Below are 26,118 nucleotides of genomic sequence, written 5' to 3'. Positions count from 1 at the left end.
GTTTTATTTCCCCAGTTCGATCGACCGCAGCCGCGCCGCTTCAACCGCCTGCGTGAGCAGATTGGTCAACCGATCCTCGCCCATCAGCACGCCAAGTGCTGCCGCCGTCGTGCCGTTCGGGCTGGTCACCTGCTGGCGCAGCACGCCCGGGTCCTCGCGGCTTTCGGCAGCCAGCGAGGCGGCGCCATAGACGGTCTGCATGGCGAGCAGCTTGGCGGTCGCCGCCGGCAGGCCCGCCTTCTCGGCAGCCACGGTCATCGCTTCGATGAAGTGGAAGATATAGGCCGGCCCAGATCCCGATACGGCCGTCACCGCGTCCATCAGGCCTTCATCGTCAATGGTGGCCACTTCGCCGCTTGCCGACAAAAGGTCGGCGATGAAACGCTTTGTATCGTCGGAGACGAGCCGGTTGGAAAAAACCACCATCATGCCCTTGCCGATGGCAGCGGGCGTGTTGGGCATGCAACGCGCGATCGGTGCGCGGCTGCCCAGGATTTCCTCGAAAGTGGCGACCGGCGTGCCGGCGGCGATGCTGACGAAGGTGGTGCGGCCATCGCCGAAACGCTTGTAGGCGGCGGTGACGTCGCGGATCACCTGCGGCTTCACTGCGATGACGACGAGATCGGGCACGGCGCCGGCTGGAATCTCGCTGGCATCCGCAGATGTGGCGCAGCCAAGCGTTGCAGCGCGCTGGCGCAGATCGGCATTGGGCTCGACCACGAAAACCGTCGATGGTGCAAGCTTGCCGGATTTGAGCCAGCCCGAGAGCATGGCGTAACCCATATTGCCGCAGCCGGCGAGAACAAGCCTGATCGTCATTGGAGCCCTCCTAGAGCAATTCCAGGATAAAGTGTGTAACGGTTTTCCGTTCGGAATTGCGTAAAAACAAAGAGTTAGAGCGGTTCGGCGGTTCCATCAAACCCTGACCCGCTCCAAGAAGGCCCTGACATAGACGCTCGCGCTTCGCTGGGGAAGCCCTGTCAAGCCGCACGAGAGGGGTTGCGCACCGGGATCGCCCGCAGCGACACCTGCCTCAGGCCAAGCACGCCGAGCACGAAGAACAGCCACACCGGATCGCCGCGGTGGAAGAAGAAGCTTTCGAGGAAAGCGTTGAGCGCGGTAAACAGCACCACCATCATGAAGAAGTCGCCGAGAAAGATGTTTTCCCTGCGCAGCGGGATGCGCATGTAGTCGCGCAGCGGCGCGATGAGGAAGGTGTAGACCGCCACGCAAAGGGCGGGGATGCCCATCAGCACGGCGATGTCGAGATAGCCGTCATGGCCGTGCACGATGGTCCTGATGTCCCAGGGACGGTCGAAGGGCTGATCCTGGTTGAGTAGCAGCGGTGTGCCCCAGAAGCTTTCATAACCGTAGCCGGTCCATGGCTTCTTCGCCAGCATCGAGCCGGCGAACTCCCATAGCGTCGTGCGCCCGGTATAGGTCATGTCGGGGAAATAGATCGCCGCCAGATGTTTGACCGGCGGCAGGAAGACGATGCCCAGCGTGCCGACCGCCGTGGCGATGATCGCCAACGCAAACAGGATCGGTGTGCCGAGCCGCATGCCCATCAGGCTCGGCAGCACGACAATCAGGATCGAGAACGGCACCAGGCCGGCGGTGGTCTTGGAGCCGGTGTGCAGCATGAAGATCATCGCCGCGCAGAAGATGCCCGCGCCCCACCACCGCTGCCCGCGCCTGTATAGGTAGAGTCCCGCGAAACTGAAGCAGGCCATGATCGGGCCGGCGATGTTCTTGTGGGTGAACACGCCGCGCCACAGGCCGGCATGTTCCGGCTCCTGGGAGTCGGCCGTGTGCAGCGCTTCGTGCGGAAAGACGATCAGGCCGACATAGGAAAGTCCCATCACCACCACCGCGGTGAAGATGATGACTTTGGAGAAGGACTCGGCATCGCGCGGCAGCGCCAGGATGGTCGCCATCGTCAGGATGCCGATCATGGTGAAGGACGCTGCACGCATCGCCGAGGGCGGGTCGGTTGCCAGCACCACCGACAGGAAGAAGAAACCCAGCATCAGCACCCAGGACGGGCTGAGCAGCGAGCGCACGATGCGCGGATCGGCGAAGGCCATCAGCGAAAAGATCGAAACGGCGCCGAGCGAACCGAAGCCGAGCTGGTTGACGATGTCGCCGCCGTCGCCGGTGAGTTCGGCGCCGGCCGGCTGGAACGGCCGAAACGACACCATGATGACGGTGAACAGCAGTGCCGCGATCGCCGTCGCCACGCCGTCGCGGGTGAACGCATCGCAGAGCGGCGCGCGCTCAGTTTTTCTCGGGCTGGCGATACTGCTCATTGGCATATCCGAATTCGGCCATCACGCGGCCCAGCGCCACATGGACGGGATAGATGGCGATCGCCGGCGATCCTGTCCGCGCCAGCCGGATCAGGCCGCGAAGCGGCGCGGCGGCAAGCAGCGCCAGGCTTTTCGCCAAGACCTTGGCGCCGGCCAGCGGCGTGCCGGCGCGTTTCTTCTTCTCGACCAGCGTCGAGATGACGCCATTGCGAAGGCTGCGGGCCCGGATCCAGTCGGCTTCGACACGCCGCGCAGGAACGGTTTCGCGCACTTGGCCTTCGGCGCACCAGCCGAGCACAAAACCTCTTTGCGCCGATCGGCTGAGAAAATCGGAATCACCGCCGCCCATGAAATTGAATCTGAGATCGAGGAAGGGCGGCCCCATGCCGACCAGCACGTTGCGCCCGACCAGGAGATTGCCCGACGAATAGAGCGCCGGTACACGTCCCGTCTCCATGTAGGGCGGTGCGAAGACCGGGTGCCCGGCCCATTTGGCATGGGCGGGATCGGCGAAGACTGGCACCTGCGGACCGCCGACGATATCGGCGCCGAGCGCTTCGGCGGCCGTGCACATGCGTTCCAGCCAGCGCGGATCGGCGATCTCGTCATCGTCGATCACCAGCAGATGCCTGAAGTTGGGGAAGTGCAGGATCGCCGTCTGCCAGCCGGCATTGTAGGCGCTGCAATTGCCGCGCTGATGTGCGATGATGACCATGCCCGGGATTTCGCCGCGCTCGAACAGCGGCAGCACCGCCTTGGCGCCCTCACGCGCCTCGGCTTCGTTCTCCATGACGATGACGGCAAAGCGTCTGCCGGTCTTCTGTCCGCCAAGCGACGCCAGCGTCTCTAGCACCTGTTCGGGCCGCTTGAAGGTCGGCAAGGTGACGACCGCTTCGACGGCCTCCACGTCAAGCCGGGGAGACCGTCCGGCGATCGATACCGAACCATCCGATGGCAAAGGGATCATCCGTGTCCAGCCACATCCGAGTTGGGGTTCTGGTAGCACCACGGTGATAAGGTTTCGTTAATCACCTTGCGCGGAGAGGTCCGCCCGACGCGGGCTTTCCAGCGTTGGTTGAGCTCGCTTAATCAAGGGTTCATCGCGCTTTGCTACCGGCTACACCACAGGATAGGTGAGATGCATCTGCTGTTCGTCACATCGATCGTGCCCGACGGTGCTCTCGCCTCGGGCTACGAGATCGCCAATGCTGCGATCATCGCCGCTTTGCGGCGCGGCGGCGCGCGCGTCACGGTCATCGGCTTCACCTGGCCGGGGAAGGCCGCGGCCGACCCCGAAAACACCGTGGTGCTGGGCGCTATCGACGTGCGCACCGAAAGTGCCTCGGCACCGCTGAAGCTCGCCTGGGTCGGCAAGGCGATGCTTTCGGGCCTCACCTTCGCGTCGGTCAAGCTGCGTGCCGTGTCCGCCCGCGATGTGAAAACCGCCATCCAACAGGCCGGCCCGTTCGATGGCTATGTGCTGAATTCCGTCCAGTTCGCTGGTGCCTTCGAGAAGCTCTTCGAAGACCGGCCATCGATCTTCGTCGCCCACAATGTCGAGCATCTCTCGGCGCGGGAGAACGCCGCTGCCGCCGGCAGTCTCTTCCAGCGCCTGCTGTTCCGGCGCGAGGCAAGGCTGCTCGAGGTCGTGGAACAGCGCCTTTGCCGTCGTGCGCGCTTCGTCTTCACGCTGGCCGGGGAAGACCGTGCGGCGCTTGGCGTCGCCTCCGACGACCGCTCGGCGGTGCTGCCTCTGGTGACCGGCGCCAAAGCGCCCGCCCACAAAGGTCCGCGCCGGATCGACTGCGACGCGGCATTGATCGGCACCTGGACCTGGCAGCCGAACCGCATCGGCCTCGACTGGTTTCTGGGCAAGGTCGTGCCGCATCTAAGGCCGGATTTCCGCGTCCGCATCGCCGGCCACATGCCGTCCGGCATCACCTCGACGCATCCGGGCGTCGAGTTTGTCGACCGTGTCCCGGATGCCAGGGCGTTCGTCTGCGGCGCGGCGGTCATCCCGCTGATCAGCACCGCCGGCAGCGGCGTGCAACTGAAGACCATCGAGACATTCGAACTCGGCCTGCCTTCGGTCGCCACCAGCCGCTCGCTGCGCGGCATCGACCATCGCCCCGGCAATTGCGTCGTCACCGACGATCCGGCCAACTTCGCCAGGGCCCTGGAGGCCGCGGCGGCCAACGTCCGGGATGTCGATGGCAGTGCGTTCCATCGCCGGCAGGTCGAGGCGCTCGATGTCGCCATCCGGCTCGGCTTGGAAAAACTCGGGACGGTCAGGCATGAGGTGCTCGCATGAACATGCACACCGCCCGCGCCGCGTTCGGGCACGATAACCTGAAGGCGATCCTCGGCATCTCGGTGCTCGCCATCCGCTGGGACGACGCGATCGCCCTGCTCACCCGCCTGATCGCCGAGCGGCGCTTCACCAAGGTCAGTTTCCTCAACGCCCACAATGCCAACATCGCCTATTCAGATCCGGACTTCGCCGAGGCGCTCGACGATTTCCTTATCCTGCCGGACGGCATCGGCGTCGATCTCGCCGCCAAGCTTCTTTATGGAGAACCGTTTCCAGACAATCTCAACGGCACCGATTTCGTGCCGGCCTTCCTGCAGGCTTCGACGAAGCCGCTGACCGTCGGCCTTCTCGGCGCGACGCGTATCAATGCCGAGGCGGCGTCGGTCAAGTTGGCCGCACTAGCCGTGCAGCACAATTTCGTGGTCATTCACGATGGCTATTTCTCCTCCGCGCAGGAGCCGGAGATCATCGGCCGGATCGCGGCGTTGCGGCCCGATATGCTGCTGGTCGCCATGGGCGTGCCGCGCCAGGAACTGTGGATCGCACGCCATATCGACGAACGCCATTGCACCATGCCGGTCGCGGTCGGCGCGCTGCTCGATTTTCTGAGCGGCTCGGTGCCGCGCGCGCCGCTTTGGATGCGCCGCCTGCGCCTGGAATGGCTGTTCCGGCTGGCGGTCGAGCCAGGCCGGCTCTGGCGCCGCTACGTGGTCGGCAATCCCGTCTTCCTGTGGCGGGTCTTCAAGCAGTGCCTGTCGCGCGGAGAGTTTCGGTGAACAAGCGGTTCGTTCCAGACGCTCGTGCCGGCCCGGGTCTGTTGTCGAAGACGCCGACGGCGTCGGTGGTGACGGCAAGCTACGCGCCGGACTTCGAGCGTTGCCGGCTGTTGTGCGAGACCCTGGACCGGCATGTCTCCGGCACGGCGCATCATTACATCCTGGTCGAACATCGCGACGTCGCGCTTTTCCGCCAGCTGGAGACAGACCGGCGCACCGTCGTCGACGAGCGCGACCTGCTGCCGCGCTGGCTGCGCGCTTTCGACGATCCGCTCAGCCTGTTTCGCCGGCGCGTCTGGCTCAGCCTGAAGACGCAGCCGCTGCGCGGCTGGCACGTGCAGCAGCTGCGTCGCATCGCCATCGCGCGGCATGCCAGGGAAGACGTTCTTGTCTTCTGCGATTCCGACGTCGCTTTCCTGAAGGCGTTCGACTGCGCCGCCTTTTGGCGCGAAGGCAAGGCACGGCTGTTCCGCCGGGACGGCGTGCTGGCGGATGAGGGGCATGACGAGCATCGCATCTGGTCGCGCAATGCGGGTTCGGCGCTCGGTATCGACCCGTCCCGCACATCGACCCACGACTATATTTCGACGCTGATCGCCTGGCGCCGCGACACGGTGCTTGCCATGTGCGGCCAGATCGAGAAGGTGCATGGCCGTGACTGGGTCGAGGTCGTCGGCTCGGCGCGCAGATTCTCCGAATGCATGATCTATGGCCGCTATGTCGACGATCTGCTGGAGGGAGCAGGGCACTTCCATGGTTCGGAAGAATTCTGCCGCGTCCACTGGACGGGTGAGGCGCTGTCGGACGACGAGTTCCGCCGCTTCGTTGCCGGAATGGCGCCCGAGCAAGTGGCGATCGGCATGCAATCCTTCATCGGCACCGATATCGGCCGCATTCGCCGCCTGATCGGATTGGATTAGCCCGCGCCGGATTCAGATCGCCTTCGCCGGCTTGCGCAGCGCCGAATAGGTCAGCAGCATCGAGGCGAGATAGAGCAGCAGGAAGACGATGTTGAGCGACAGCACCAGCTTCGACGTATCGGAGATGGTGGTCAGCACGTAGGTCAGCAGAAGCGCCTTGAGTGCGGCGAGCAGGCCGAGATTGAGCGCCCGCACCGCCGTCTGGCCGCGCGCGAAGAGCAGCTCGGCCTGGTATTCGACCAGATTGCGCAATCCCGGAACGCAGATCGCCAGCGCCACCAGGGGCGCGGCCTCGGAGACGTTCCTGCCGAGTGCGTTGGGGAAGAAATGCAGCACGATACCGAGCGCCAGCAGCGCCAGCGTCGAAACCAGGAAGACGCCGCCCTCGATGCCGCTCTTGACCGCCAGCCGCGACAACAGGTCCGGCGCGCGCATCATGCGCTGCACCAGCATCATTGAGAAGGTGCGGATCGGGATTGCGGTCAGGTCGACCAGCCGCATGATGATGGCGTAGATGCCGGCCAGATGCGGGCCACCGATCGCCAGGACCAGCAGCTTGTCGAATTCCGATTGCAGGTAGAACAGGATCTCGGCGCCGGCAACATAGAGGGAATCGGCAAGCCGCCGCAGATAGAGCTCGATGCGCAGCCGTAGTCTTTGGCGCGGATAGAACCAGCCGAAAGCCAGAACCAGCGAAGCGGCATTGGCACCGATATAGAACCACGACCAGACCCAGATGCCGTGCTGTGCCCAGAGCATGAACAGCACCGCGCCAAGCGCCCGCAGCGCTGTCGCCAGGATCGCCAGGATCGCGGCGCGGCCGAATTTGCCCAGCCCGTTGTTGACGATCAGCGCCACCTCCACCGGCCGCCACAAAAGCGCTTCGGCAAACACGATCGCCGAGAACACCGACAGCGGCACGGTCCCGGCGAAGAAGATCAGGTAGACGCCAAACGAGGCCGCGGCCAGGAGCGGCAGCGAGGCGATGCCGAGCAGCAGGAAGCCGGCGGTGAAGGTGCCGATCAGGTTGGGGCGGATGGTGGCGGTGCGATAGAGCGCCGAGATGAAACCGAAGGCCAGGATGCGCGACAGCATCACGCCGGCCGCCGAAGCGGTGGCGAACATGCCGAATTCTGAGATGGACAAGGTGTTGGCGAGGGCGATGAAATAGGCGAGCGAAAACACCAATCGCCCGCCGGCGCCGCTGATGGCGGAGAAATAGTCGCGTAGCAGCCCCCGTCGCTCGGCCACGAAAGTGCCGATCCGGGCGAAATTGCGCCTTTGCGGTATGCCGCGAGCTTCGGTCATGTGGCGGAAGCCATAGGCTGGAAAGACTTAACGTGCGGTTCTGGCGTCCGAATGCCAGGAAATACCCGCGCTTGAGGTTATGAAAAGCTTACGCGCCGGCCGCAAAAATTAACCTTTTGTTTTCCATGCCTGTTTAGCTTGACTTAACAAATGGCCGACCGCCGCTGCCAAGCGGCCAAAAGTGAAGCTCCAAGACCATGGTCGACAGGGACAACCGTGAAGACTGGAGGCGCGAGCGTTCCTTGCTGGCGCTCGGCCAGGCCATGCGCGGTGAGGATGACGCATCCCTGGTCTCGATAGGGGATAGGGCAGATCCGTCATGGCGCGAAGATGCCGCCACACGCCATCGCCTTGCCCGTTCGCAGCGCGAGGCGCGGGCGAACCCGGCGCCATCCGCCGTAGCCGGAGCAGGGCGCTCCCCGCCAGAGCCGGAAGCCGCAGCAAGGGACGAGGTCTGGCGCTCGCAGGAGCAGGACGATACCGGCGATCTGCCGCCGGACCTAACGTCCCAGAGGCAGCCCCCGGAGGAGGTTTCCGGCAATGCGCGCTTTCACGACGCATCCGGATCCCGCCAGCAGGACGAAGCATCCTCTGGCGGTCGCGGCGACGACCAGCGGTGGAAGCCATTGATCGATCCGATGCAGGTGGTGCGCGGCATTGCCAGGTCGAAACTGCTGATCATCACAACCACGCTGATCGGCGCCGGGCTTGGCATCGCGATCGCGCTGTCGACACCGAAGAAATATGAAGCCACCGCTGAACTGATCGTCGATCCGCGCGACCTCAAGCTCACCGACCGTGACCTCACGCAGAATGTCGTCGCTTCCGATGCAACGCTGGCCATCGTCGAAAACCAGGTTCGGGTGCTTACCTCGGGCACGGTTTTGAACAAGGTCGTCGACAAGCTCAATTTGACCAACGATCCTGAGTTCAATGGCCAGGGATCCGGTGGCCTCGGCATCAGGTCGCTCATTCGCTCGCTGCTTCCGCACCAGGATGGCCCAGGCGGTGCCGACGAGGTGCGCAGGCGCGCGCTCGCCGTGGGCAATCTGGCCGAAAGCCTCTCGGTCGAACGTGGCGGCAAGACCTTCGTCATCACCGTCAGCGCGATCACACAGAACGGCGAGAAATCGGCCCTCATCGCCAATACGATGACGGATGTGTTTCTGCAGACCTTCGGTCAGATCCAGTCCGACACGGCCGGCCGTGCGACCGACGAACTGACCGCTAGGCTCGATGAACTGCGCAAGGGCGTCGAGACGGCCGAACGCAAAGTCGAGGATTTCAGGGCTTCCCATGACCTCGTCGACGCGCAGGGCCATCTGATCAGCGACGACGAGATGCTGAAGCTCAACGAACAGCTCTCGGTTGCCCGCGCCCGCACGCTGGAACTCAATGCAAGGGCGGCTTCGGCGCGTTCAATCGACGTCAATTCGGTTCTCTCTGGCACCTTGCCGGAAGAGATCAACTCCAACACGATGAGCGATCTGCGTTCGCAATATGCGACGCTCAAGCAGGAGGCCGACCGCGCCGCCATCCGGCTTGGGCCGCGCCATCCCGAACTCCAGGCGCTCAACGCGCAGATCGCCGGCGCGCGCGACCGCATCGCCGGCGAATTGCGCCGCATCGCCTCTTCGCTGCAGGTCGACCTGAAACGCGCCGTCCAGCTCGAACAGGATCTCTCCTCCCGCCTTGCGCAGCTCAAGGTGCGCAGCGGCGACGTCAACAACGATCTGGTGTCGATGCGCGAACTGGAGCGCGAGGCCGCCGCCAAGCGCTCTGTCTATGAACAGTTCCTGCTGCGCGCCAAGGAGACCGGCGAGCAGAAGGACATCAACACCGCAAATATGAATGTCATCTCCAAGGCCTTCGCGCCGCTTGAGGCGAAGGGTCCTTCGCGGGCGTTGATGGCGCTTGCCGGCCTGCTGCTGGGGTTTGCTTCCGGCGTCGGCCTTGGCGCCATGCGCGGCGCCTATGAAAGCCTGCGAGAGACCGCGACATCGCGCTCGCGCCGCGACCGCAAGGCGCCCCTCGAAGAGCCGGCATTCCGGGCTGCGCCGCCACCCGCGCCGCCAATGCCGTTAGCGCCGATACCGCCGGCGCCACCCCCGCCGCCCGCACCGCCAGCGCCATCGGCACAGGCCGAGGCGGCTCCGGTCGAACGGCCCGGGCGTATCGCCGCGCTCATGGCAAAGCTGCGCGATGCCGTGTCCCGTAAGCCCTCCGCAGAGGCGAATGATGCCAGCGAGTTCGCCGCCTTTGGTGCGGCGGATGCTGCCATGCCTTCCGGCTTTCAGAACCCGGATTCCGCTTTCATGCCCCGGCCGTCGGACTATGCGCGGCCGCCTTTTCCGCCAGGCTTCGATGCCGCCTATTCCCAGCCGATGGGGCCGCCGTCGCGGTCGCCGATAATGCCGATGCAGCCGCTCTATCCGCCGCCGCCCTATCCCCCCGCACAGCAGGCCGGCTATCCCCAGATGCAGCCGTGGCAGGCGCAGCCGCCGGCAGACAGCCCTTACGCCCCGGGCATGGCGCCCCATGCCGGGCCTACGCCATATCCGCCGCAGTCTGCTCCGCCGCAGCCGCCGGCCTATCCGGCGCAGCCCCAGGTGGAGCCTTCGCAGGCTGGGGAAAGCGCCGAACAGGCGCCGATCGAGGAAATCCGCGCCAGCCTGCGCGAATTTCGCGAGGCGGTCCGCGAACTCACCGAGAGCCGCGCCCGCCGCCGCTATTTCTGAGCCACCGAATACGTTGCCGAGGCAGAACAAAACCAACCCGGTTTCGTGTAAACGGCATCGGACGGCGTTTTGGCAGGATTGCGTGGCCGAATTTTCGTGACAATGCCGCGCTGCATCTTGCCGGCGCCGCGGCATTCTGTTCCCGAAAGCGACGTTGGGCGAAACAGTGTTGAGGATGGTTCATGGCCGAAGTGATTGACGGAAAGAGCGTTGCCGAGGATGTGGTGCGGACGGTCAAGGCGCTGACATCAGAGCTGGTCGCCAACGGCAAGGCCAAGCCCGGTCTGGCCGTGGTCATCGTCGGCGAGGATCCGGCGAGCCAGGTCTACGTCGCTTCCAAGTCGCGTACCGCCAAGGAATGCGGCTTTCATTCGCTTCAGCACACGCTGCCGGCCGAGACCTCCGAGGAGGCGCTGCTCAAGATCATCGGCGACCTCAACGCCGATCCGGCCATCAACGGCATTCTGGTGCAGTTGCCGCTTCCCGCCCATATCGATGCCGGTAAGATCATCCAGACGATCGCGCCCGAGAAGGATGTCGACGGCTTCCATTTCATCAATGTCGGCAAGCTCGGCACTGGCGAGCTGGAGACGGCGTTCGTTCCCTGCACCCCCGCCGGCTCGATGCTGCTGATCGAGCGCGTGCGCGGCAAGGACCTGTCCGGCCTCAATGCCGTCGTCGTCGGCCGGTCCAACATCGTCGGCAAGCCGATGGCCAACCTGCTGCTTGCCGCCAACTGCACCGTCACCATCGCCCACAGCCGCACCAAGGACCTGCCGGCGCTTGCCCGCACCGCCGACATCCTTGTCGCCGCCGTCGGCCGGCCGGAAATGATCAAGGGCGATTGGGTAAAGCCCGGCGCCACCGTCATCGATGTCGGCATCAACCGCATTCCCGCACCCGAGAAGGGCGAGGGCAAGTCGCGCCTCGTCGGTGACGTTGCCTATGCCGAGGCGGCCAGGCAAGCCGGCGCCATCACGCCGGTGCCCGGCGGTGTCGGGCCGATGACCATTGCCATGCTGATGGCCAATACGTTAGCTTCCGCCTACCTAGCGGCCGGATTGAAGCGGCCCTCCTTCTGAGCCCGGGTTGACCCTGAAAGCGCCAGTTTTGCCGAACCCCACCATTTCCCCGGAACGGCCGGTCACGAATGATCCCGTTCAAGGTGGCCGGCAGTTCGCCTTTCTGCTGGTCGACAAGTTTTCCATGTTCTCGCTGGCCGCGGCGATCGACACGTTCCGTTCGGCCAACCGTCTGCTCGGCCGCGATTTCTATGGCTGGACCACGGTGTCGGCCGACGGCGACCCGGTGATGGCGTCCAATGGCCTGCCGCTCAAGATCGATTACAGCGTCGCCGACATGCCGCCCGTCGACATCCTTTTCGTCTCGGTCGGCCTGACGACGGAATTTCCCGGCAAGAGCAAGGTGCTGGCGGCTCTGCGCAGCTGGGGCCGGCGCGGCAACGCGCTCGGCGCGCTGTCGGTCGGGTCCTACCTGCTGGCCGAGGCCGGCCAGCTCGACGGCTACCGCTGCACCATCCATTGGGAAAACCGGGCCGGCTTCATGGAGCGCTTTCCCGACATCAACTGCACCGGCAATGTCTTCGAGATCGACCGCAAGCGCTACACCTGTGCCGGGGGCACCACCTCGATCGACCTGATGCTGGAGATCGTGCGCGGCGATTTCGGCTCGAACCTCGCCAATGGCGTAGCCAACCAGTTCCAGCACGAGCGCATCCGCTCGGCCGGCGACCGCCAGCGCGTCGGGCCGGAACGCGACCTGACCGGCAAGTCGGAGAAGCTGAGGCGCATTGTCGAACTGATGGCCGACCATCTCGACGAGCCGCTCTCGGCGGTGCAACTCGCCAAATCGGCCGGTCTTTCGGTGCGTCAGGTGGAGCGCCTGTTCCTGCGCCACCTCAATGTCACGCCCGGCCGCTATTACATGCGGTTGCGGCTGGAGCGGGCGCGCGAATTGCTGCGTCAGACCAACATGCCGATCCTCGACGTGGCGATAGCCACCGGTTTCACCTCGCATTCCTATTTCGCCCAGAGCTACCGGCTGCAGTTTGGCCGTCCGCCTTCCGAAGAGCGTCGCACCACCTACTAAGCCGCCTGGAAGGCATCCGCCTTCGCCACCTTTTCGCCGGGTTGAAAACCGCCGTACCTCGAAGAAGCGATGCGGCGCAACGAGGACGATATGCCGGGCATCCGCATCGAGCCTCCGTTCAAGGGCCTGTGGTCCGATGCTCGATATCAAGCCATTGTCGAGCACGAAGGCTTCAGGCCGGCTCCGCCAGTGCGCGCCTGAGCGGCAAGGCCCCCGTCCGGCCTTGTGTCCAGGGGCGCGCTCAAATAGCTTTGGGCCGCAGGCGGGGCGGCTACTCAGGAGATTTCGATGGTGGGATTGTCACGGAGCATCGCTGCGGCGATCCTCCTTTTGTCGATGACGACGTTCGGCTTTGCCGCAAACAGGGTCATCATCATTCTCGATGCTTCCGGCTCGATGTGGGCGCAGATCGACGGCAAGCCCAAGCTCGAAATCGCCAGGGAATCACTGAGGACAGTGCTTCAATCGGTTCCAGCCGACGACGAGATCGGCTTCATGGCCTACGGCCATCGCCAAAAGGGAAGTTGCGACGACATCCAGCTGATCGTTCCACCCCAGGCGGGCTCGGCGAGTGCCATCACGGATGCAGCCGACAGTCTGAAGTTCCTCGGCAAGACGCCGCTGACGGCAGCCGTCAAGCAGGCCGCGGAGGCGCTAAGATACACCGAGGACAAGGCAACCGTCGTCCTCATCACCGATGGCCTTGAAACCTGCGGCGGCGATCCCTGTGCGCTGGGCAAGGAACTCAAGGCATCCGGCGTCGACTTCACCGCCGACGTGGTCGGCTTCGGCCTGACCGCCGACGAGGGCAAACAGATCGCCTGCCTGGCCGAAAACACCGGTGGCAAGTACATCCAGGCATCGGACGAGAAGGCGCTGCAGGAAGCGCTGGTCGAAACCGTCGCCGCACCGGCGCCGGCACCCGCGCCTGAACCGGCTCCTGCTCCCGCTCCTGCCCCCGAGCCTGCCAAGTCGGAATTCAATTTCATGCCTACGGCGGTGCTTGCCGATGGCGGTGATCCGGTCACCGACGGCAATGCCTGGGAAGTCTACAAGGCAAAATCCGACGGCACGCGTGGCGACAACGTCACCACCGAATATGGCGCCTACAAAGCCAATCTGGAACCGGGCGATTACGTCATCGTCGCGCGCGACGGCGAGGCCAAGGTGGAGCAGAAGGTCAAGATCGAGGCAGGCCAGGTCGCCAAGCCGCTCTTCACCTTGAATGCCGGCACGCTCATCATTCATCCGCGACCAAGCGCGGGGGCGGATGTTGTCGATGGCGCGGCCGTCGTGATCGACTACCCAGGTGCCGATAATCCCGCGACCTACTATGGGACCACCAAGATCGTGTTGCCGGCCGGCGACGAGAAAGTGACGGTCACGATCGGCCAGGGCGTGGCTTCCGAGACCATACCGCTCGCTGCCGGCAAGACAGTCGAAAAGGACATCATCGCCGGCGTCGGACATGTCGTTGCCAACGCCTATTATACAGCCGGCGGCGACAAGGCCGACGGCTCGGGCATTGGCTTCAGGGTCGTGAAGGCGAAAATGAAGATCGACGGAACCCGGGACGAGGTGACCTATGCCTATGGTCCCGACAGCAAGTTCGATCTGCCCCCTGGTGACTATGTGTTGATTGCGGCGGTCGATCTTGCCGTCGTCGAGCAGCCGTTCAACGTCAAGGTCGGCGAATTTCAGGATGTGAAGGTCGCCATGAATGCCGGCGTGCTGGTGATCACCGCGCCCGGAGCCTCGAAGATTGAGATTTTCGAAACCAAGAAGGACATCAACGGCAACCGCAAGTCGCTTGGCTACGCATACGACCAGAAGTATCAGGCGGCGATACCAGCGGGTGACTACGCCGTCGTCTCGGAGAAATCGGACAACAGCTCGAAGGAAGGCACTGTGACGGTCAAGGCCGGCGAGCGGGCTGAGTTGACGGTGCAATAGGATCGCGTGGATAACGTAAAAGGGCGGCCCCGAGCCGCCCTTTTTTATGAATGAGACGGATCACGTCAGGCCGTTCCGAAGGCGCTGGCGCCATGGTCGGCGCGGCCCACCAGCTGCCGGAAACCGGCGAAAAGCTCGCGGCCGAAACCGAACTCATTGCCGATGAGGTCGGCTTCGGCGGTGCGGCGCAGCGCGAACTCGGTTCCCGGCACCAGCACTTCCAGCGTGCCGGCATCGGCATCGAGCCGGATGACGTCGCCGTCATGGATCCGGGCGATCGGCCCGTCCTCGACCGCTTCCGGCGTCACATGGATCGCCGCCGGCACCTTGCCGGAGGCGCCCGACATGCGCCCGTCGGTGACCAGCGCGACGCGCTGACCTCGATCCTGCAGGATGCCAAGCACTGTGGTCAGCTTGTGCAGTTCCGGCATGCCGTTAGCCTTCGGCCCCTGGAAGCGGATGACGGCGATGAAATCGCCGGTCAGCGTGCCCGCCTTGAACGCATCGTTGAGGCCCTGCTGGCTGTCGAACACCTTGGCCGGCGCCTCGATGATACGCCGGTCCGGCTTGACCGCGGAGGTCTTGATGACGGCGTGACCGAGATTGCCAGCCAGCACCTTCAGGCCGCCCGTCGGCTGGAATGCCTTGTTGAACGGCGCCAGCACCTTTTCGTCGCCGCTGGCGCGCGGCGAGGCCTCGCGCACAACGGAGCCGTCGGCGCCGAGCTTTGCCTCGACGGCATAGGGCCGCAGGCCTTCGCCCCACACCGTCTGCACATCCTCGTGCAGGACGCCCTCGTCAAGCAGTTCGCGGATCAGGAAGCCGAGCCCGCCGGCTGCCTGGAAATGATTCACGTCGGCAAGCCCGTTCGGATAGACGCGCGCCAACAGCGGCACCGCTTCCGAAAGGTCGGAAATGTCCTGCCAGGTCAGCGCGATGCCGGCTGCAGCCGCCATGGCGATCAGGTGGATGGTGTGGTTCGTCGAACCGCCGGTGGCATGCAGGCCGACGACGCCGTTGACGATCGAGCGCTCGTCGATCATCCGGCCGACCGGCGTATAGGCATTGCCCAGCGCGGTGATCGCCAGCGCCTGCTTCGTCGCTTCGCGCGTCAAGGCTTCGCGCAGCGGCGTGCCGGGGTTGACGAAGGAGGCGCCCGGCGTGTGCAGGCCCATGATCTCCATCAGCATCTGGTTGGAGTTCGCCGTGCCGTAGAAGGTGCAGGTGCCCGGCCCATGGTAGGACTTGGACTCGGCTTCAAGGAGTTCGGCGCGTCCGGCCTTGCCCTCGGCATAGAGCTGGCGGACCTTGGCCTTTTCGTCGTTGGGCAGGCCTGTCGTCATCGGTCCGGCCGGGATGAACACGGCCGGCAGATGGCCGAAGGTCAGCGCCGCGATCACCAAGCCAGGCACGATCTTGTCGCAGACGCCGAGAAAGACGGCGGCGTCGAACATGTTGTGCGACAGGCCGACCGCCGCCGACATGGCGATCACGTCGCGCGAAAACAGCGACAATTCCATGCCGGGCTGGCCCTGGGTGACGCCGTCGCACATGGCCGGCACGCCGCCTGCCACCTGGGCGATGCCACCGGCCTCGCGCGCGGCCTCCTTGATCAGGGCAGGGTAGGTCTCGAACGGCTGATGCGCCGACAGCATGTCGTTGTAGGAGGTGATGATGCCGAGATTGGGCACTTTGTCGGCGCCAAGCGCTAACTTCTCCGAAGGGCTGCACACCGCAAAGCCGTGGGCGAGGTTGCCGCAAGACAGCACCGACCGGTTGGCGGTCTGGTTCGATGCCTCGGCGATGCGGCCGAGATAGCGCTCACGGCCCGCCTTCGAGCGTTGGCGGATGCGCTCTGTGATGGCTTCGATGTCGTGTCTTGCGGTCATGGCGGTCGGTCCTTTCAGGCGAGGTCCCGGAAACATCCTCCCGCCGTTGCCGGGACCACTAAACGTAAAATCAGGGCGCCCAGAAAACCTCTACGGGCCTGGGCGCGGCTTCGAGCACGGCGCGGATCGGCTTTCGCGGCCCGGGCGCGACCGCGCCGTCGAAGGCGGTGCGCTTGTCCTCACCCTCTATGTGCAGCGCGATGAAGCCGGCCTCGATGATCCGCGCCAGCGTCAAGGTCAGCCGCGGCTCACCCGCGCTGGCCGCATGAACCGGCAGGATGATCCTGTCCGACGCCGGATCGAGCAGCTTTGCCAGATCGTCGGCATCGGGAAAGAAGGAGGCGGTGTGGCCGTCCGGCCCCATGCCGAGCACAACCACATCGAGCGGCCAGGGCAGGGACCGCAGTGCCGCGTCGTCGGATGCCGCCGCGTCCTCGATGCCGGATGCCTCATGGTAGAGGGGCACGAAGCGCGCCGCCTTGGCGGCGTTCTGCAACAGATTGGCAGCTACCAGCCCGGCATTGGAGCGCGGCGACGAGGCCGGAACGAAACGCTCGTCGACCAGCGTCACGATCACCTTGTCCCAGGCGATCGGCAGCGCCGAGAGGGTGGCGAAGAACTTTGCCGGTGTCGTGCCGCCGGAGACGGCCAGCACGGCCGTTCCGCGTTCGGCGACAGCCCTGGTCAGGCGGTCGGCGACGCGGCCGGCCAGCGCCGCGGCCAGTTGCGGACGGTCTGGGAAAGCGTTCCAGTTGTAGCTGGCGCTGTTCAATTGCTCTCGTGCCATGTCCGCCCGTCACGTTCGATCAGCGCTATCGAGGCCGACGGGCCCCATGTGCCTGCCGTATATCCCTGCGCTTCCTGCTTGGCGCCTTCCCAGGCATTCTGGATCGGGTCGATCCATTTCCAGGCCGCCTCGACTTCGTCGCGGCGCATGAACAGCGTCTGGTTGCCGCGGATGACATCCATGATCAGCCGTTCATAAGCGTCGGGGGCGCGGCCGTCGAAGGATTGCGCGAAGCTCATGTCGAGCGAGATCTGGCGCAGCCGCATGCCGCCCGGGCCCGGATCCTTGATCATGATGAACTGCTTGACGCCTTCGTCGGGCTGTAGCCGGATCACCAGCTGGTTGGCGAAGATCGGCCCGGCGCTGTCGCCGAAGATCGAATGCGGGATCGGCTTGAACTCGATGACGATTTCCGAAACCCGGGTCGCAAGCCGCTTGCCGGTCCTGAGATAGAACGGCACGCCCGCCCACCGCCAGGTGCCGATCTCGGCCTTGATGGCGACGAAGGTCTCGGTGTTGCTGTCCTTGCCGAGCTCTTCGACATAGCCTTTCACCGGACCCCCGGCGGACGCGCCGGCGCGATACTGGCCGCGCACCGTGTGCTTCGGCGCCTCGTTGCCGTTGATGCGCTTCAGGGCCCTGAGCACCTTCAGCTTCTCGTCGCGCACCGCGTCGGCGTCCATGGACGACGGCGCCTCCATGGCGACCAGGCAGAGCAATTGCAGCATGTGGTTCTGCACCATGTCGCGCAGCGCGCCGGCCTTGTCGTAATAGGTGACACGGTCTTCCAGGCCGACGGTCTCGGCGACCGTGATCTGCACGTGGTCGATATGGGCGGAATTCCACAGCGGCTCGTAAAGCGCGTTGGCAAATCGCAGCGCCATCAGGTTCTGCACCGTCTCCTTGCCGAGATAGTGGTCGATGCGGAAAATCTGGCTTTCATGGAAGTCGTCGCCGACCAGGTCGTTGAGCGCCTGCGCCGAGGCAAGGTCGCGGCCGATCGGCTTCTCCAGCACGATACGCGAGTTCGGCGTGATCAGATTATGCTCTTTGAGCTTATGCGAGATATCGCCGAACAGCGCCGGCGCGACGGCCAGATAGAAGGCGCGGATGCTTTCACTCTCGCCGATCGCCTTTTTCAGCTTGTCGAAGCCGGCACCGGTTGTCGCGTCGGCCGAGACATAGGAAAGCCGCGCCAGGAAGGTCTTCAGTTCCTTGGCGTCGATGTCGGCCGGCTTGACGTGGTCGGAAATCGCCTGTTTGGCGAAGGCTTGGAATTCCTCGTCACTCATCTTCGAGCGCGACGTACCGATGATGCGCGTCGGCTCAGAGAATTGGTGGTCGCGCTGGCGATGGTAGAGCGACGGCAGAAGCTTCCGTTCCGACAGGTCGCCGGTGCCGCCGAAAATGATGAAGTCGAAAGGATCGACGGGGATGATCTGGCTGGTCATGGTCTATCCGCTCTGACGCCGGTCGCGAGTACGCGGCTGATATATTCTAATCGATTTAAATTTTCCAGTGCCATGGTGTCACATCGAGGACCAATCGCTGGATATTGATTGGGCCCACCTGTGCGCTTGACACTGGCGCCAGCCGGAGGCTTGTCGATGAACGGAGACTCCGGAAGCTTTCGCAGTTGCAGCATAGAACGTGAATGTGACGAAAGCTAAGGGAGAAATGGCGCTGTCTGTCGCGACTGGGTCACGGCGGCCAGCCGACCTCTTGGTTGCGGGAAGATATCGATGAGCGGGAACAGCATGCGTCTGGAAAACAAGGTCGCCATTATCACCGGCGCGGCGTCGGGCTTTGGCGAAGGCATGGCCAAGCGCTTCGCGCAAGAGGGAGCAAGGATAGTTGTCGCCGATCTCAACGCCAAGGGGGCGGAGCGCGTCGCCGGCGAGATCGGCGAGGCGGCGATCTGGACCCAGACGGATGTTTCGCTGCGCTCCGAATTCGACGAGATGGTCTATGCCGCAAAAAGCGCATTCGGCCGTATCGACATCATGGTCAACAATGCCGGATACACCCATCGCAACGGCGACATGCTCAAGGTCGACGAGGAGACGTTCGATCTGATCACCGCCGTCAACATGAAGGCGATCTATCATGCCGCGCTTGCCGTGGTGCCGATCATGGAGCGGCAAGGCGGTGGCGTGATCCTGACCACGGCCTCGACTGCCGGGCTTAGGCCGCGACCCGGCCTTACCTGGTACAATGCCTCGAAAGGCTGGGCGATCACCGCCACCAAATCGATGGCGGTAGAGCTTGCGCCGAAGAACATCCGCGTCAACTGCCTCTGCCCGGTCGCCGGCGAAACTGGCATGCTGGAGAAGTTCATGGGCGCCGACACGCCCGAGATCCGCGAGGCATTCCGCGCCTCGATCCCGCTCGGGCGGCTGTCGACCCCGCTCGATATAGCCAATGCCGCGCTCTGGCTGGCATCGGATGAAGCCGCCTTCATCACCGGCGTGGCGCTGGAAGTCGATGGCGGGCGCTGCATCTGAGGCGAATTATCGGGCGCAATCGCCGACTTGACCGTGCCTCGGGCATCGACTTGACTTGAAGTTACGGGGCCTGAAGTTGTTTCGGGGGACGGGATCGTTGGCGCGATGAAGTCGAAATTACGCAAAGGTTTCAAAGATCTGCGGTGGCGCGTCAGTGTCTACAGGGCGAAGCGTGCCCGCGCGAAAAGCAAGGCGACTTTCATCGGCGTCACCGGCAGCTCGGGAAAATCGACCGTCACTGCACTGCTTGGGCACATATTGGCTGCTCATCGACCCGTCTACACGCAGGTTCTGGCCAACACCCTCCATTCAGTCGTCAGCGCGCTGTACAGGCGCATGAAGCAAGTGGAACGGGCCGACTATGTCGTAATGGAAACCGGGGCGTACGGCGTCGACTCGATCCGGCCAATGGCGGAAATGCTGCAGCCGCATGTGGCCGTCGTCACTATGGTTCGTCTGGAGCACGTTGCCAGTTTCAGGACACTGGAAAACGTCGCCGCCGAAAAGCGTGCATTGGTCGCGGCGTTGCGCCCGGGCGGCCTTGCAGTCCTTAATGCTGACGATCCCTATGTCGCTGACATGGCTGCCGGCGCCGGATGCCGCGTCGTCACCTTCGGCGCGGCACAGACGGCCGACTATCGTGTGACCGACATCCACGCCGCCTATCCGGACCGGCTGACCTTTTCGATCCATTGGCGAGGAGGGCTGCTGCAAATCGAGACGTCTTTTCCCGCCGAATATTTCTGGCTACCGACCGTTGCCGCCGTCGCTACGGCGCTCGAACTCGGTGTTCCTTCGGACAAGGTTGTGGCCCAGGTGGCAACTTTCCAGCCGGTCGTGAACCGCTGTGCCATGCTGATCACCGAAGGCGGTCCACAATTCATCCTCGATGTCGCCAAGGCGCCCTGGCACTCGATTAATCTCGCCCTGGACATGATGGCCAAGGCCACTGCCATCCGCAAGCGCATCGTGATTGGCCAGATTTCAGACTACACCGGCTCGTCCAGGAAATACGCTCACGCCTACCAAACCGCGCGGGATATCGCCGATCAGGTGATCTATACCGGAGACAATGCACATCGCTCGCGTGCCAGTCAGAGTGATCGCGACAGCGGCCAGTTTGTCGAGCTTCGGACGGTGAAGGAAGTCTCCGACCATATCAAACGGACGGCGGTGCCCGGCGAACTGATCCTCGTCAAAAGCTCATCCAACCTTCACTTGGAGCGCATCGCGCTCGCCTGGACGCATGACGTCAAATGCTGGATCCCTGTCTGCGGCAAGGCGGAGGGCTGCCAAACCTGTGGTATGTATGAATTGCCCTACGAGCAGCATCGCGCCCACGTCATGCTCCGCAGGCGCACCAGAATGTGGCGGCAGTTCCGCGGCATGTTCGGAGGCAGGTCGTCATAAGGCCGGGCCCGGCATCTACAGCAATTCCAGGAAAAGTGTGTAACGGTTTTCCGTCCGGAATTGCGCAAAAAACAAAGAGTTAGAGCGGTTCGGCGGTTCCATCAAGCGCTGAACCGTTCCAATGCATGTCGCCCAGAAGTATGCAGCGGTTCTGGGACAACGACATGCATCAAAACAAAGACTTTAAGCTGGTCCAAACGCGCCGTCACATTACGCGCCCGGCTTGATATAGCTCTTGTAGACCCAGCCGGTCTTGCCGTTGTAGACGATCTGGCACCATTGCTTGCAGTTCATCACCTGCACCGAGGTTCTTGCAGGCACGGTGCCGATGGCTGCTGCGTTCTTTTTCGGGCCGCTGCGCATGGTCACCGCTCTCAGGATGCGCCCGTTGCCGGCCGCCGCCACCTTGCGCGGCTTGGCCTTGCTGCCATCGTCATGGGTCGCCGCCGGTTGCTGTTCGGGTGTTTGCGGCTGCACTTCGGGGATCGCGGCGGTCTGTGCGTCATCGGGACTGCTGCCTGCCGCCGGTGTCGGCGCGGCAACCTTGGCAAGCTCGGCGGTGGCATCGGTACCGGTCGCCGCTTGTGCGAATGACGCCGCGGTAGCCGGTTTGTCCGGCGCCGGGTCGGCCTGGTTGGCCACCTTGCCGGGAGCAGCCGCCTGATCAGACGCCGCTGGGGCGGTCTTCGGCTGTGCTCCGGTCCAGCGCGGATCATTGGCCGCAAGCGCTTGTATGTTGCTTCCCGCTGCCGCCACGGTTGGAGAAACCTGATCGGACTTGCGCGCTGCCCGCGGCACCGTCGCCGCGGCCACCGTGGTACCGGCAGGCACGACCTTCGTCGTCTTTACGGGAATGGTCGGAATGCTCTGTTCCTGGCTGGCGGCTGCTTGCCGCTCGCTCGTCGGCAAGGCCAGCCAGAGCGCAACCCCGGCCACGCCGAGCAGCGCGGCGGTGCCGACCGCGGCAATCACCAGATGCGAGTTCGAACGGACTTCCTGCCAGAAGGACGGCCGCATGTCATATCCAAACTGCATGGCAAAGCGCCGACGTTCCGGAGCACCGAAACTGAAGGGCTCTCTCAATCTCGCCACCTCCATAAGCGGGCCAATGTTCTTTCGATCGGTGCCGGAAGTCCGGCGTCTGATCGGCATCGGTCCCAAAATCAACGCGGGCAAGCCCGCAGCAATCCCCGAATAGTCGCCCAGAAGCGGGAACCTTTCGCCCGCGATTGTGGCATCAGTACGCCATTATAAGGGATTCTGCGCCTTTGCCGGCATTTCCGCAATGTGCCGCCGGGGCAACAAATGTTACAATCAATATTACAATATTACATCAGCTCGTGATGGCGTGGGGCCGTGGCGGTCCGCTGTCGCCTAAATCCTGTCGCGCAGAGCGAACCAGTTGAGCGCCAGGAAAAGCAGCGGCGCGCGGAAACGGCGGCCGCCGGGAAATGGCTGAATTTTCAGGTCCTCGATCAGCTTAAGCCGGTCGCGTTTGCCGGCAATCGTCTCGGCATAGAGCTTGCCGAAGTAGTTCGACAGCATGACGCCATGGCCGGAATAGCCGCCCGCCGAGATCACATTCGGCATCACTTCGCGCACGAACGGTTTGCGCGGCACCGTGATGCCGACATAGCCGCCCCAGCCATGCGTGATCTCGACATCCCTCAATGTCGGATAGAGCTCCGCGATCTGACGGCGAATATGGATATGGATGTCCTTGGGGTCGTCGACGCCGTAGACTTCGCGTCCGCCGAACAGCAGCCGGCCATCCCTCGACTTGCGGAAATAGCGCACCACGAAGCGGGAATCGTCGACCGCCTCGCCGCCGGGCAGCACTTTCGAATCCACCCCCAAGGGCACGGTAGCACCGATAAAGGACCCGATCGGCATGATGTGCGCGGCGCTCACCGGCTCGAGCGTGCCGCCATAGGCGTTGACCGCGACCAGGCATTTCTGCGCCGATATCGTCCCTGTCGGTGTGGAAACCCTGACCTTGCCGCCGGTGGAGACGATGCCGGTCGACGGCGTTGCCTCGAACAGTTGCGCCCCGGCCTGTGACGCCACCCGTGCCGTGCCGATCACCAGTTTCATCGGATGGAGATGGCCGGTGCCGGTGTCGCGCGTGCCGCCGAAATAGGCGGTCGAACCCAGCCGCTCCGCCGTCTCCTTGGCATCCATGAAGGAAATGTGCGGATAGGAGAACCGGCTGGCCATGATCTCCGCGTGCGCCTTGTAGTCGTCGACATAGCGCGGCTTGTGCGCCACCGAGAGCTGGCCCGGCATGTAGTCGATATCGATCTGGTTGATCGCCGCGAATTCGAGGAGATGCGCCTTCGCCTCCTCGGCGAGATCGAACAGCGCCCTGGCGCGGGACAGACCGTGTTCGGCTTCCATGTCCTCGGCCCAGGCGCGTTGGCCGGTGCCGAGCTGCCCGCCGTTACGCCCCGACGCGCCGTCGCCGAAACGGTGGGCCTCGATCAGAACGACGTTGGTCCCTGCCTTGGCCAAGTGAACCGCAGCGGACAGGCCGGTGAACCCACCGCCTACGATGACAACGTCGCATTGTCGGTCCCCGTCGAGCGCGGGATACTCAGGCCGTGATCCGGCCGTATCCTCATACCAGGAGCGGCCGGGCGAAATGGGGGATTGATAGGGCATGGGAACGCCAATGAATGGTGAATAGTGTGGACGGTGAATGGCCGCGAGAAGCGCGTCGCCTGCGCTCATCCATCCAGTATGAAGCTATTTACCATTCACTATTCACCACTCACGCGACGAAGTCGCGGCTCAGACGTTGAGCAGAAGGTACTCCCGCTCCCACGGACTGATCACTTCCATGAAGGTCTCGAATTCCGCCCGCTTGATCGCCGCATAGGTGGCGGCGAAGGACTTGCCCAGCAGCGCGCAGAGTTCCTCGTCGCCCTCGAACAGGTCGACGGCTTCAAGCAGGCTGCGTGGCAGGTCGATCTCGTGCGCATTGGCGGTGGTCAGCACCGGCGGCTCGGCCTTGATCTTCCTCGTCATGCCGATCAGCCCGCAGGCAAGCGAGGCCGCCAGCGCCAGATAGGGATTGGCGTCGGAGGACGGGATGCGATTTTCAACACGCCGCGCCGCAGGATCCGAACGCGGCACGCGGAACGCCGTGGTGCGGTTGTCGTAGCCCCATTTGTTGTTGACCGGAGCCGAGGCTGCCTGTGTCAGCCGGCGGTAGGAATTGACATAAGGCGCGAACATCACCAGCGCGTTCGGCACGTGCTTCTGCATGCCGCCGATAAAATGGAAGAACTCCTCGGTTTCAGAGCCGTCCTCGGCCGAAAAGATGTTCCTGCCGGTCTTCTTGTCGATGATCGACTGGTGGATATGCATGGCCGAACCCGGCTGGCCCTGGATCGGCTTGGCCATGAAGGTCGCGTAGATTTCGTGCTTCAGCGCCGCCTCGCGGATGGTGCGCTTGAACATGAACACCTGGTCGGCGAGTTCGACCGGGTCGCCGTGGCGAAGATTGATCTCGAGTTGGCCGGCGCCCTCTTCATGGATGAGCGTGTCGATCTCCAGGCCCTGGCTTTCGGAGAAATGGTAGATGTCGTCGATCAGTTCATCGAATTCGTTGACGCCGGCGATCGAATAGCCGGCGCCGCCACCGATCGCGCGGCCCGAGCGGCCCACAGGCGGGGTGAGCGGATAGTCCGGATCCGGATTCTTGCGCACCAGATAGAACTCGATCTCGGGCGCTACCACCGGCTTCAGCCCGAGCTTGTCATAGGCGGCGATGACGCGCTTCAACACATTGCGCGGCGTGAATTCGACCGAACGGCCGTCCTGGTGGACGAGGTCGCAGATGACGGCTGCCGTCGGGTCCTCCTCCCACGGCACCACCGTCAACGTCGACAGGTCCGGCATCAGCTTGAGATCGCCATCGTCTTCGGGATAGTGGAAGCCATTGCCGTCCTCGGGATAGCCGCCGGAAATCGTCGTCATGAAGACGGCCGAAGGCAGCGCCAGCGAGGTGTTGGAGGTGAATTTCTTCGACGGCATCATCTTGCCGCGCGCTACGCCAGCCTGGTCAGGCGTAATGCATTCTATATCCTCGATGCCGCGCCATTCCAGCCAATCGCTGACTTCCTTCCAGTTCTTCACGCCGCGCAGGTTTTTGACGAAGGCAGGCGTGCGCGCCCGTCCTCCGCGGCTCGACGGACGGACTTCCTTTTTTGCAGGCGGCATCATTCACCAGATTGGGTTGCGGATTTCCGAGTATAGCCGTCCCCCACTGTGGAAGGGAAGGGGAGCCGCCGTCGGCATTCCTCGTTCCGGTTGAAAATCGTGCCGGTCGGCTTAGGTTCAGGCGGCTCCCAATCCGGAAGGCATCGATGCGAAACAACAACGGACTGACAACCATTGGCTTCGACGCCGACGACACACTTTGGCAGAACGAACAGTTCTTCCGCTTAACCGAGAAGCGCTTCGCCGCCATGCTTGTCGACCATGGCGAGGAGAACCAGATTTCGGCGCGATTGCTGGAGGCCGAGCGGCGCAACCTTGCCGTCTATGGCTTCGGCATCAAGGGATTTACCTTGTCGATGATCGAAACGGCGATCGAGGTCACCGACGGTCGGGTTCCGGCTTCGGTCATAGCGGAGATCCTCGAGGCTGGGCGCGAGATGCTGAGCCACCCGATAGAGGTCTTGCCAAATGTGCGTGAGACGGTGGAGACGCTCGCCGGCGCATATCGCCTTGTGCTGATCACCAAGGGCGACCTCTTCGACCAGGAGCGCAAGTTGGCTGGCTCTGGACTCGGCGACCTGTTCGATGCGGTCGAGATCGTCAGCGACAAGAATGCCGCGACCTATGCGCGCCTTTTCAGTCGCCACGGTGACGGGCCTGCAAAGAGCATGATGGTCGGCAATTCGCTGAAGTCGGATGTGGTTCCGGCCATCGAGGCCGGTGGCTGGGGTGTCCATGTGCCGCACGAACTGACCTGGGTGCTCGAGCATGTCGAGGCGCCGGTCGCCGAGCCGCGATTCCGCCAGATATCCGATCTCGGGCAATTGCCCGCCTTGGTCGAAAGCCTCAAGAACTGAGCTTGGTCGAAGCTTTCAGCTTT

At 63.8% G+C, this 26,118-nt stretch carries 20 protein-coding genes; 10 read left to right on the top strand and 10 right to left on the bottom strand.

Features of this window, described 5'->3' with window-relative positions:
* Window positions 1-3: 3 nt before the first annotated feature.
* From proC to EB233_RS28355, 3 genes are all read right to left on the bottom strand, one after another.
* Entirely contained in the window at window positions 4-819 is an 816-nt protein-coding gene (gene proC / locus EB233_RS28365; RefSeq protein WP_027055023.1) for a pyrroline-5-carboxylate reductase, read from the bottom strand.
* A 161-nt stretch (window positions 820-980) separates the two neighbouring features.
* Window positions 981-2,309: an O-antigen ligase family protein gene (locus EB233_RS28360; RefSeq protein ID WP_064991310.1), complete on the bottom strand. Its 1,329-nt coding sequence runs from the start codon at window positions 2,307-2,309 to the stop codon at window positions 981-983.
* Window positions 2,278-3,276 carry a glycosyltransferase family 2 protein gene (locus EB233_RS28355; protein WP_064991311.1) on the bottom strand — a complete coding sequence of 333 codons (999 nt, stop codon included), beginning with the start codon at window positions 3,274-3,276 and terminating at the stop codon, window positions 2,278-2,280. Before EB233_RS28355 ends, EB233_RS28360 begins: the two co-directional genes overlap by 32 nt.
* A 171-nt stretch (window positions 3,277-3,447) precedes the next feature.
* On the opposite strand from EB233_RS28355, the gene EB233_RS28350 reads away from it, so the two are divergent.
* Genes EB233_RS28350 through EB233_RS28340 form a run of 3 tightly spaced genes read left to right on the top strand, consistent with a single transcriptional unit; the run spans window position 3,448 to window position 6,316 of the window.
* Complete coding sequence (locus EB233_RS28350) at window positions 3,448-4,620, top strand: glycosyltransferase family 4 protein (RefSeq protein WP_064991312.1); 1,173 nt, start codon at window positions 3,448-3,450, stop codon at window positions 4,618-4,620.
* Complete coding sequence (locus EB233_RS28345) at window positions 4,617-5,396, top strand: WecB/TagA/CpsF family glycosyltransferase (RefSeq protein WP_064991313.1); 780 nt, start codon at window positions 4,617-4,619, stop codon at window positions 5,394-5,396. The genes EB233_RS28350 and EB233_RS28345 overlap by 4 nt, the downstream gene beginning before the upstream one ends.
* A complete protein-coding gene (locus EB233_RS28340; protein ID WP_064991314.1) occupies window positions 5,393-6,316 on the top strand; it encodes a DUF6492 family protein in 924 nt (307 codons plus the stop codon). The genes EB233_RS28345 and EB233_RS28340 overlap by 4 nt, the downstream gene beginning before the upstream one ends.
* A gap of 12 nt (window positions 6,317-6,328) precedes the next feature.
* On the opposite strand, the gene EB233_RS28335 is transcribed toward EB233_RS28340, so the two are convergent.
* Window positions 6,329-7,624, bottom strand: coding sequence for a lipopolysaccharide biosynthesis protein (locus EB233_RS28335; RefSeq protein WP_064991315.1), 1,296 nt, complete (start codon window positions 7,622-7,624; stop codon window positions 6,329-6,331).
* 197 nt (window positions 7,625-7,821) lie between these two features.
* Here EB233_RS28335 and EB233_RS28330 point away from each other — a divergent pair, with 197 nt between their 5' ends.
* The 4 genes from EB233_RS28330 (at window position 7,822) to EB233_RS28315 (ending at window position 14,424) form a co-directional block, all read left to right on the top strand.
* The gene (locus tag EB233_RS28330; RefSeq protein ID WP_064991316.1) at window positions 7,822-10,362 is read left to right on the top strand and encodes a GumC family protein; all 2,541 of its coding nucleotides are present in this window, start codon (window positions 7,822-7,824) and stop codon (window positions 10,360-10,362) included.
* Between the two features lie 182 nt (window positions 10,363-10,544).
* A complete protein-coding gene (folD, locus tag EB233_RS28325; protein ID WP_064991317.1) occupies window positions 10,545-11,444 on the top strand; it encodes a bifunctional methylenetetrahydrofolate dehydrogenase/methenyltetrahydrofolate cyclohydrolase FolD in 900 nt (299 codons plus the stop codon).
* Between the two features lie 7 nt (window positions 11,445-11,451).
* Window positions 11,452-12,471 carry a GlxA family transcriptional regulator gene (locus tag EB233_RS28320; protein WP_027055032.1) on the top strand — a complete coding sequence of 340 codons (1,020 nt, stop codon included), beginning with the start codon at window positions 11,452-11,454 and terminating at the stop codon, window positions 12,469-12,471.
* 288 nt (window positions 12,472-12,759) lie between these two features.
* Window positions 12,760-14,424 carry a vWA domain-containing protein gene (locus tag EB233_RS28315; protein WP_064991318.1) on the top strand — a complete coding sequence of 555 codons (1,665 nt, stop codon included), beginning with the start codon at window positions 12,760-12,762 and terminating at the stop codon, window positions 14,422-14,424.
* Between the two features lie 65 nt (window positions 14,425-14,489).
* Here the strand turns inward: EB233_RS28315 and edd are convergent, their stop codons facing one another.
* The 3 genes from edd to zwf form a co-directional block, all read right to left on the bottom strand.
* Entirely contained in the window at window positions 14,490-16,313 is a 1,824-nt protein-coding gene (gene edd / locus EB233_RS28310) for a phosphogluconate dehydratase (protein ID WP_064991384.1), read from the bottom strand.
* A gap of 70 nt (window positions 16,314-16,383) precedes the next feature.
* Complete coding sequence (gene pgl, locus EB233_RS28305; protein ID WP_064991319.1) at window positions 16,384-17,100, bottom strand: 6-phosphogluconolactonase; 717 nt, start codon at window positions 17,098-17,100, stop codon at window positions 16,384-16,386.
* A complete protein-coding gene (gene zwf / locus EB233_RS28300; RefSeq protein ID WP_064991320.1) occupies window positions 17,082-18,551 on the bottom strand; it encodes a glucose-6-phosphate dehydrogenase in 1,470 nt (489 codons plus the stop codon). The genes pgl and zwf overlap by 19 nt, the downstream gene beginning before the upstream one ends.
* A 306-nt stretch (window positions 18,552-18,857) precedes the next feature.
* Between zwf and EB233_RS28295 the strand changes: the two genes are divergently transcribed.
* Both EB233_RS28295 and EB233_RS28290 read left to right on the top strand, forming a co-directional pair.
* Entirely contained in the window at window positions 18,858-19,604 is a 747-nt protein-coding gene (locus EB233_RS28295) for an SDR family oxidoreductase (protein WP_027055037.1), read from the top strand.
* A gap of 105 nt (window positions 19,605-19,709) precedes the next feature.
* Window positions 19,710-21,014, top strand: a complete 1,305-nt coding sequence (locus EB233_RS28290) for a Mur ligase family protein (protein WP_064991321.1) — start codon at window positions 19,710-19,712, stop codon at window positions 21,012-21,014.
* A 210-nt stretch (window positions 21,015-21,224) separates the two neighbouring features.
* On the opposite strand, the gene EB233_RS28285 is transcribed toward EB233_RS28290, so the two are convergent.
* The 3 genes from EB233_RS28285 to EB233_RS28275 form a co-directional block, all read right to left on the bottom strand.
* A complete protein-coding gene (locus EB233_RS28285) occupies window positions 21,225-22,097 on the bottom strand; it encodes an SH3 domain-containing protein (protein WP_064991385.1) in 873 nt (290 codons plus the stop codon).
* A gap of 291 nt (window positions 22,098-22,388) precedes the next feature.
* Entirely contained in the window at window positions 22,389-23,675 is a 1,287-nt protein-coding gene (locus tag EB233_RS28280) for an NAD(P)/FAD-dependent oxidoreductase (protein ID WP_064991322.1), read from the bottom strand.
* Between the two features lie 129 nt (window positions 23,676-23,804).
* Window positions 23,805-25,241, bottom strand: coding sequence for a glutamine synthetase family protein (locus EB233_RS28275; RefSeq protein WP_027055041.1), 1,437 nt, complete (start codon window positions 25,239-25,241; stop codon window positions 23,805-23,807).
* Window positions 25,242-25,384: 143 nt separating this feature from the next.
* On the opposite strand from EB233_RS28275, the gene EB233_RS28270 reads away from it, so the two are divergent.
* On the top strand, window positions 25,385-26,095 hold the full coding sequence (locus EB233_RS28270) for an HAD family hydrolase (protein WP_027055042.1): 711 nt from the start codon (window positions 25,385-25,387) through the stop codon (window positions 26,093-26,095).
* Window positions 26,096-26,118: the final 23 nt, after the last annotated feature.

The organism is Mesorhizobium erdmanii (assembly GCF_013170725.1).
In the GTDB taxonomy this organism is placed as follows: domain Bacteria; phylum Pseudomonadota; class Alphaproteobacteria; order Rhizobiales; family Rhizobiaceae; genus Mesorhizobium; species Mesorhizobium erdmanii.
The sequence above is the reverse complement of the archived record's forward strand: the minus strand, read 5'-3'. Positions and strand labels throughout refer to the sequence as shown.

Excerpts from the sequence above, each read along its gene's own strand:
- EB233_RS28295 (WP_027055037.1), top strand. The coding sequence starts at position 18,858 with ATGCGTCTGGAAAACAAGGTCGCCATTATCACCGGCGCGGCGTCGGGC.
- EB233_RS28330 (WP_064991316.1), top strand. The coding sequence starts at position 7,822 with ATGGTCGACAGGGACAACCGTGAAGACTGGAGGCGCGAGCGTTCCTTG.
- EB233_RS28290 (WP_064991321.1), top strand. The coding sequence starts at position 19,710 with ATGAAGTCGAAATTACGCAAAGGTTTCAAAGATCTGCGGTGGCGCGTC.
- EB233_RS28315 (WP_064991318.1), top strand. The coding sequence starts at position 12,760 with ATGGTGGGATTGTCACGGAGCATCGCTGCGGCGATCCTCCTTTTGTCG.
- EB233_RS28280 (WP_064991322.1), bottom strand. The coding sequence starts at position 23,675 with ATGCCCTATCAATCCCCCATTTCGCCCGGCCGCTCCTGGTATGAGGAT.
- EB233_RS28275 (WP_027055041.1), bottom strand. The coding sequence starts at position 25,241 with ATGATGCCGCCTGCAAAAAAGGAAGTCCGTCCGTCGAGCCGCGGAGGA.
- folD (WP_064991317.1), top strand. The coding sequence starts at position 10,545 with ATGGCCGAAGTGATTGACGGAAAGAGCGTTGCCGAGGATGTGGTGCGG.
- EB233_RS28360 (WP_064991310.1), bottom strand. The coding sequence starts at position 2,309 with ATGAGCAGTATCGCCAGCCCGAGAAAAACTGAGCGCGCGCCGCTCTGC.
- EB233_RS28335 (WP_064991315.1), bottom strand. The coding sequence starts at position 7,624 with ATGACCGAAGCTCGCGGCATACCGCAAAGGCGCAATTTCGCCCGGATC.
- pgl (WP_064991319.1), bottom strand. The coding sequence starts at position 17,100 with ATGGCACGAGAGCAATTGAACAGCGCCAGCTACAACTGGAACGCTTTC.
- EB233_RS28345 (WP_064991313.1), top strand. The coding sequence starts at position 4,617 with ATGAACATGCACACCGCCCGCGCCGCGTTCGGGCACGATAACCTGAAG.
- EB233_RS28270 (WP_027055042.1), top strand. The coding sequence starts at position 25,385 with ATGCGAAACAACAACGGACTGACAACCATTGGCTTCGACGCCGACGAC.
- proC (WP_027055023.1), bottom strand. The coding sequence starts at position 819 with ATGACGATCAGGCTTGTTCTCGCCGGCTGCGGCAATATGGGTTACGCC.
- edd (WP_064991384.1), bottom strand. The coding sequence starts at position 16,313 with ATGACCGCAAGACACGACATCGAAGCCATCACAGAGCGCATCCGCCAA.
- zwf (WP_064991320.1), bottom strand. The coding sequence starts at position 18,551 with ATGACCAGCCAGATCATCCCCGTCGATCCTTTCGACTTCATCATTTTC.
- EB233_RS28350 (WP_064991312.1), top strand. The coding sequence starts at position 3,448 with ATGCATCTGCTGTTCGTCACATCGATCGTGCCCGACGGTGCTCTCGCC.
- EB233_RS28355 (WP_064991311.1), bottom strand. The coding sequence starts at position 3,276 with ATGATCCCTTTGCCATCGGATGGTTCGGTATCGATCGCCGGACGGTCT.